Origin of the sequence: Moorena sp. SIO2C4, from assembly GCF_010672485.1 — a bacterium.
Lineage (GTDB): Bacteria > Cyanobacteriota > Cyanobacteriia > Cyanobacteriales > Coleofasciculaceae > Moorena > Moorena producens.
The window spans coordinates 1-6,526 of record NZ_JAAHGN010000381.1 but is presented as its reverse complement, the minus strand read 5'-3'; the positions used below and the strand labels follow the sequence as shown (position 1 = coordinate 6,526).

Below are 6,526 nucleotides of genomic sequence, written 5' to 3'. Positions count from 1 at the left end.
CGCAGCATTGGACATTTTATCATAGACCTGCACAAGTGGTCAAATTGGTTAACGTATTTGCTGCCAATAAAAATTAATAAATTCGGGAGCATACTATTTTGGGAAATATCTCTTATTCTATAGGCATTAACATCACGTTAATACAGCTTAATGTGGTATGTTTATTCCAAATTTGGATGCTCCCAGAAAGTCTGTAATGACTCATAAAGCTTGAAAAATAAATTGTTTTCGGCCTATTTATTACATCTTTATAAGTCTGACAAAATCTGGCAAAGTGGTATAGCAGAAGTCAAAAGTCAGAAGTCAGAAGTCAGAAGTCAAACTCTTGCGCTTACAAAGGGTGTGAGACTTTTGTCATGTCCTAACTGCCCTGTCTTGATGCAGTCGCTCATGGTTTGAAGTTACCGTAAGACAGTTGAGCCTTAATCAATAAGTTTTAACCCTTTTTTGCATAACCTACCAACCATAAAGGCTCAACGTAATCAGGTTTCGTCTCCGGGGGAAACCACGGCAGTCGCTCATGGGGGGGACCCCCAAGACCGCGCTGCCTCCCCAAGACCGCGCTGCATCGCTGGCGACTGCTATATTTTAAAAATATACTTAGTAATGTAAAAAATAAGTCGTCATAACAAGTAATTTAAATATGATTAGCTAGAAAGGGGGATTAAGTTAAAAGCCAATTATTTTTCATTTTCCGTTTCCCCAATGAATAGTAAACTACTTCAACAAGTCCGGGTTTTAGACCCAGTTTCTGGAATTGACCAAGTCGCTGATGTGCTGATTACTGATGGTGTAATCACGGCAGTAGAAACTCACATCAAGGAAATCTCTGGCGATACAGTGGTGCAAGATTGTCAGGGACACATTTTAGGACCAGGACTAGTAGACCTCTACAGCCATTCTGGTGCACCAGGACATGAGCAACGGGAAACCTGGTCTTCACTACTGGCAGCAGCGGCAAATGGAGGCTTTACTCGCTTAGCCATTTTGCCTGACACTAAACCCCCCCTAGACAATTCTGCTGTTTTAGCACAACGGCAAGAACTCCAAAACTCTCCCTATCTAAGCCTCCCCCCTTGCTCACCTCAACTCTATCACTGGGGTGCCTTCACCATCGGGTTAGAAGGACAGCAAATGACTGAATTAGCTGAACTAGCTTTAGGGGGAGTAGTGGGCTTTACCGATGAAGGTCCTTTATGTAATTTAGCACTAGTTCGACGGTTGTTGGAATACCTACAATCCTTGGGTAAACCAGTGGCACTTTGGGCTTGTGACCCTAAGTTGGCAAATGGGGGAGTGATGCGAGAAGGTATCCAGTCAATTGCTTTGGGTTTGCCAGGGAATCCTGCGATCGCAGAATCATCCGCTATCGCTGCCTTATTAGAAGTGGTAGCAACCACTGGCACGCCAGTCCATCTCATGCGTATCTCCACCAGTCGTGCTGTCCAATTGATTGAATCAGCCAAAGCAGCGGGGTTGCCAGTAACAGCCAGTACCACTTGGATGCATCTATTGCTCAATACGGAAGACTTATGCAGTTACAACTCCAATTTGCGCTTGGAACCGCCGTTGGGAAACCCAGTTGACCAAGCCGCACTGATCCGAGGTGTTCGGGAGGGGATTATTGATGCGATCGCAATTGACCACGCTCCCTACACTTATGAAGAAAAAACCGTTGCCTTTGCTGAAGCACCACCAGGAGTGATTGGTTTAGAGCTAGCCCTACCCCTGCTCTGGCATACTCTAGTCGAGACAGGGGATTGGTCAGCTTTAGAACTTTGGAAAAGTCTTAGCACAAATCCTGCTATTTGTCTACAGCAAGACCCCCCTAGCACTGCTACTGGTCAATCCGCTGAGTTAGTCTTATTCAATCCTCAATCCCCTTGGATTGTTCACCAAAAAAACCTCAAATCCCTTTCTAGTAATACCCCCTGGCTAGGGCAAGAATTAATTGGTCGTGTCGTGCAAACTTGGTGTCCAGCGAGCGAAGCGAGTGTAAAATATAAATAATGAAGTACTTAGACTTCATAAGTCAGTTGACTGATTTAATCCTTCAGGATAAATCGGATTTGGTTTCAATTTCCCCATTCGATTTAACGGCCAAAACCGCACTACAGCACGACCGATAATTTTGTCACGAGGGACAAAGCCCCAGTGGTGAGAGTCGTAACTATTGTTACGGTTATCTCCCAGTACTAGGTATTGGTCTGGTGGTACTGTTTGTGGTCCAAAATCGTACTGTGGTGCTTCTTCGATATACTTTTCCTCTATTTCTTTATCATTGATATAAACTCGCCCATTTTTCACCAAAACCTTGTCACCGGGTAAACCAATTACACGCTTGATAAAAGCATCTTTAAAGTTTTGCTCTTTCAGCCTTTCAGTGGGAGCAAATACCACAATTTCTCCTCGTTGTGGGTCTTGGAAAAAGCGATAACTTATCTTATCAATAATCAAGCGGTCGTTAATCTGTAGTGTCGGTAGCATCGATCCCGATGGGATGTATCGCGCTTCAGCCACAAACGTGCGAATCCCAAAGGCAAGAACAGCACTCAAGCTAATCGTTTTGATTCCTTCTACCCAAGCATTGTCTTTAGAAGGCTGTGTAGGTTTTTTTTCTGGTCTTTTATCTGGTACACGACTCATATCCATTCAACTACTACCGATACACAAGTTTGAGGAAATTTAAACAAATAGCTGATTGGGAAATTATCAGCAAGTTTAACAGCAAATTTAACAGCAAATTTAAACCTCTGGGGTTTTCTAGCTAGATCTTAAAAATTTAAAGTTAGTAGGGGAGCCTAAATCAAGATTATGTAAAGTTTTGTGAATAAAGTCAATTTGGCAGGACAACCCTGTTTGTTTGTGCCATGGTGGTAGGTTAGCTGCGGTTGTCTGTATTTAGCTATATATCAGGTTTGTATCTACTGTATCTACCTAGACACCGAGCAGGGAAACTGTCAAATTCTAACATCCTCCTATGTTGTCTGACTTTTGCTTGTTTATCCGCCATGCTCGTATTCTATTGCCCTCTGGTGAATTTTTACTGGGGGATATCCACACCTGCGGTCGAAGGATTGTTCAGGTTGCCCCAGAAATCCCAGTGCCAACGGACGTTACGGCATATAAAGAAATAGACGCTCAAGGCTTAACTTTGTTGCCAGGGGTAATTGATCCCCAAGTCCATTTTCGGGAACCAGGTCTAGAACATAAAGAAGACTTATTTACTGCCAGTTGTGCCTGTGCCAAGGGTGGAGTGACGTCCTTTTTAGAGATGCCGAATACTCGTCCTCCGACGACGACCCAAGCCCCACTGGATGACAAGCTCAAGCGAGCGGCAGATAAGTGTTTAGTTAATTATGGCTTTTTTATCGGTGCAACACCAGCAAATCAGCCAGATTTGCACAATGCCCAGCCGACTTGTGGGATTAAGATATTCATGGGTTCAGCTCATGGTGCACTATTGGTAGATCATGAAGCAGTGATAGAACCAATTTTTGCTCAAGGTTTTAGCGAAGGTTCTCGGAAGTACAATCGCTTAATTGCAGTACACGCTGAAGACCAAGCTAGAATTAATCAGCGGCGTAAGGAATTTGCTGGAATTACTGACCCTGCTGTTCACTCTAAGATTCAGGACAATCAAGCTGCCCTTAATGCCACCAAGTTAGCCCTGAAGTTGTCTAAAAAATATCAGCGGCGCTTGCATATTTTGCACCTATCCACAGCGGAAGAAGCTGAATTGCTTAGGGAAGACAAACCTAGCTGGGTGACGGCGGAAGTCACTCCCCAGCACTTATTACTAAATACCGATGCCTATGCAGAGATTGGTACCCTGGCACAGATGAATCCGCCTTTGCGCTCCTGCCACGACAACGAAGTTCTTTGGCAAGCTCTACTCGATGGCGTGATCGATTTTATCGCTACAGACCATGCTCCTCATACCTTGGAGGAAAAAGCCAAAGGGTACCCCCACACTCCTTCGGGAATGCCTGGAGTAGAAACATCTCTGCCACTGATGCTGACTCAAGCCATAGAGGGACGGTGTAGTGTGGCTCAAGTATCTGACTGGATGTCTACAGCAGTTGCTAAGGCTTATGGAATTCCCAACAAAGGTGCGATCGCTCCTGGCTATGATGCGGATTTGGTACTGGTAGATTTGGAAAATTACCACCCAGTGTTACGGGAAGAACTTTTAACAAAATGCGGCTGGAGTCCTTTTGAAGGTTGGAACTTAACCGGATGGCCAGTGATGACCATTGTTGGTGGTCAAGTAGTCTACGACAGAGGAAAATTGAACACAGATGTGCGAGGTGAAGCTTTAACTTTTACCAGTTAAACACTATCGGATTTAACTATAGGATTTAATAATAGGATTGAATAGGTAGTGGGAAAAAATTAAAGTTGACTGTTGATATCAAGAAATAGGGAACTTCGGATCAGGAAACAGAAAGGGGTTGAGTAACTCTAATCAAGTTAACAACACAGTTAACGGAATTTATGTCCAGGTACTTAACCTTGGCCTTTCGGCCACGCGATCGCGTTCAACCTTTCTAACCTTAGACCTTAAACCTTCTAACTTATCAAACAGGCAACCTCAATCCCACTAACCTTTAACCTACTCTACACTCGACGCCAAGGGCGAACAACCAGATAACCTATCCAACAGCCAACCTAAATCAAACTGACCGTTACAGGTGAATTGAGCCTGACGTCCACCGTCCTGGGAATAGGTTAGTGTCAGATGTAGATAACTGGGTGGCAAATAGTGTAGGCGCTCAGCCCACTCGATGGCCACAATTCCTGGGGCAACTTCAATTCCCTCCCAGTAGTTTTCTGGGTTTAATGACTCTACTTCTGAGGTAGATAAGCGGTACAAATCGAGGTGATACAGGGGGAGACGTCCCTCTGTGTACTCGTTGATCAGAGTAAAGGTGGGACTGACAATGGCATCAGTAATGCCTATTCCCTCACCAATACCCTGAACTAGGGTTGTTTTGCCAGCCCCTAAGTCTCCCTCCAGCAAAATGATGCTACTAGCTGGGAGAGACTTCCCCAATTCCACACCTAGCGATCGCGTTGCTTCAGCATCAGCTAGAAAAATTTTGGTCATTAGTTATTAGCAATAGAGTACCTCGAATAATGGTTATTCTGAGTTAACATCTCAGCTTTTATTTTCCTTTAAAAATTTTCATCGCACTCACCTTATCTAAGCATGCGCTCGACTATACCATCGTAATAAAACCCTTGCCAGCCTTTCTGAATTGTGCCGCACTAAATTAGTTTCCTCATCTTCATACATTACATTGGTCACTACAATCCGACGCCCTAATTTAGAAGTTTCTTCTCGATCTAGAAATACTGGATGAGACTTAACTTGAGCATACTTAATCAGTGAGCCAGCTGAGGGGTATTTTCGATTCACCAGTATCGCGTTAAATAGCCTTTTACCACAGGCTTCATCAATAGCTTTGATATGATCAGAGACACTATATCCATCAGTTTCCCCTGGCTGGGTCATGATATTACAAACGTAGATGCGGGGTATCAAGCGAGCTGCGATCGCATCGGTAATTTCTGGCACCAACAGATTGGGAATAATGCTGGTATAGAGGCTACCGGGTCCTATTATAATATAATCTGCTTCCTGAATTGCCTTGAGTGCTGCTGGTAAAGCAGGTGGATGTTCGGGAGTACAACCAATTTTTTTGATCACTCCCCGAGCATCAGTAATATTAGACTCTCCTTCAATCCGACGTCCATCAGCTAATTCAGCCCAAAGGCTGACATCAGTTAGGGTAGCTGGCAACACTCTTCCTCGCACTGCTAATACCTGAGAACTAGCAGCAACAGCTTGTTCTAGATCCCCAGTAATATCACTCATTGCGGTCAGGAAAAGGTTTCCAAAACTGTGACCGACTAAACCACTACCAGCTCGAAAACGGTATTCAAACAGTTCGGTTAACAACTTTTCTTGGTCTGCCAGTGCCGTTAAACAGTGACGAATATCCCCCGGTGGTAGCACTCCAATTTCCCGTCGCAGCCGTCCACTGGAACCGCCATCATCAGCTACCGTAACAATAGCAGTGATATTAGCACTATAAACCTTTAGTCCTCTAAGTAAGCTAGAAAGACCAGTGCCACCCCCAATGACTACAATTTTCGGTCCCCGGTTTAACCGACGATGATCCATCAGCACATCAATCAGTTTTCGATCGTGGTCGGGTTTTAAAACTTCCGTAATTGATCCTACCGTCCGGGTTTGCCCCCAGAAGATGAAAACCAGACCCAAGATCAGCGCAATTGGACCAGACACATGGTTAGGAATAATGGTGGTAATTTTCTCTAAAACTTGGGCTGTGAATTTAATGATGTAAAAAACTGGGGTCAGCTTTACCCAAATCGCTAATCCCAAACTTGTTAGCACTACACCACCAGCACTTAAAAGTATCCAACGCTTCACCAGTAATCCAGGGGCTAACCACTTAAACCAACGGTTGACCCGCTGAGGAATTCGACCTCTCGATAG

At 44.4% G+C, this 6,526-nt stretch carries 6 protein-coding genes; 3 read left to right on the top strand and 3 right to left on the bottom strand.

The features are described from left to right. Positions 1 to 705 precede the first annotated feature (705 nt). Positions 706 to 2,010, top strand: coding sequence for a dihydroorotase (locus tag F6K20_RS19565; protein WP_008186106.1), 1,305 nt, complete (start codon positions 706 to 708; stop codon positions 2,008 to 2,010). Between the two features lie 15 nt (positions 2,011 to 2,025). Here the strand turns inward: F6K20_RS19565 and lepB are convergent, their stop codons facing one another. Further along, on the bottom strand, positions 2,026 to 2,646 hold the full coding sequence (gene lepB, locus F6K20_RS19560) for a signal peptidase I (RefSeq protein ID WP_044493708.1): 621 nt from the start codon (positions 2,644 to 2,646) through the stop codon (positions 2,026 to 2,028). Positions 2,647 to 2,980: 334 nt separating this feature from the next. On the opposite strand from lepB, the gene F6K20_RS19555 reads away from it, so the two are divergent. Then, positions 2,981 to 4,336 carry a dihydroorotase gene (locus F6K20_RS19555; protein ID WP_008186102.1) on the top strand — a complete coding sequence of 452 codons (1,356 nt, stop codon included), beginning with the start codon at positions 2,981 to 2,983 and terminating at the stop codon, positions 4,334 to 4,336. Between the two features lie 118 nt (positions 4,337 to 4,454). Next, on the top strand, positions 4,455 to 4,607 hold the full coding sequence (locus F6K20_RS19550; RefSeq protein ID WP_154659841.1) for a hypothetical protein: 153 nt from the start codon (positions 4,455 to 4,457) through the stop codon (positions 4,605 to 4,607). Between the two features lie 8 nt (positions 4,608 to 4,615). Here the strand turns inward: F6K20_RS19550 and F6K20_RS19545 are convergent, their stop codons facing one another. After that, positions 4,616 to 5,110: a bifunctional alanine racemase/tRNA (adenosine(37)-N6)-threonylcarbamoyltransferase complex ATPase subunit type 1 TsaE gene (locus tag F6K20_RS19545; protein WP_008186100.1), complete on the bottom strand. Its 495-nt coding sequence runs from the start codon at positions 5,108 to 5,110 to the stop codon at positions 4,616 to 4,618. Between the two features lie 96 nt (positions 5,111 to 5,206). Next, on the bottom strand, positions 5,207 to 6,526 hold a 1,320-nt coding region (locus tag F6K20_RS19540; protein ID WP_502708848.1), incomplete at its 5' end, for a gluconeogenesis factor YvcK family protein.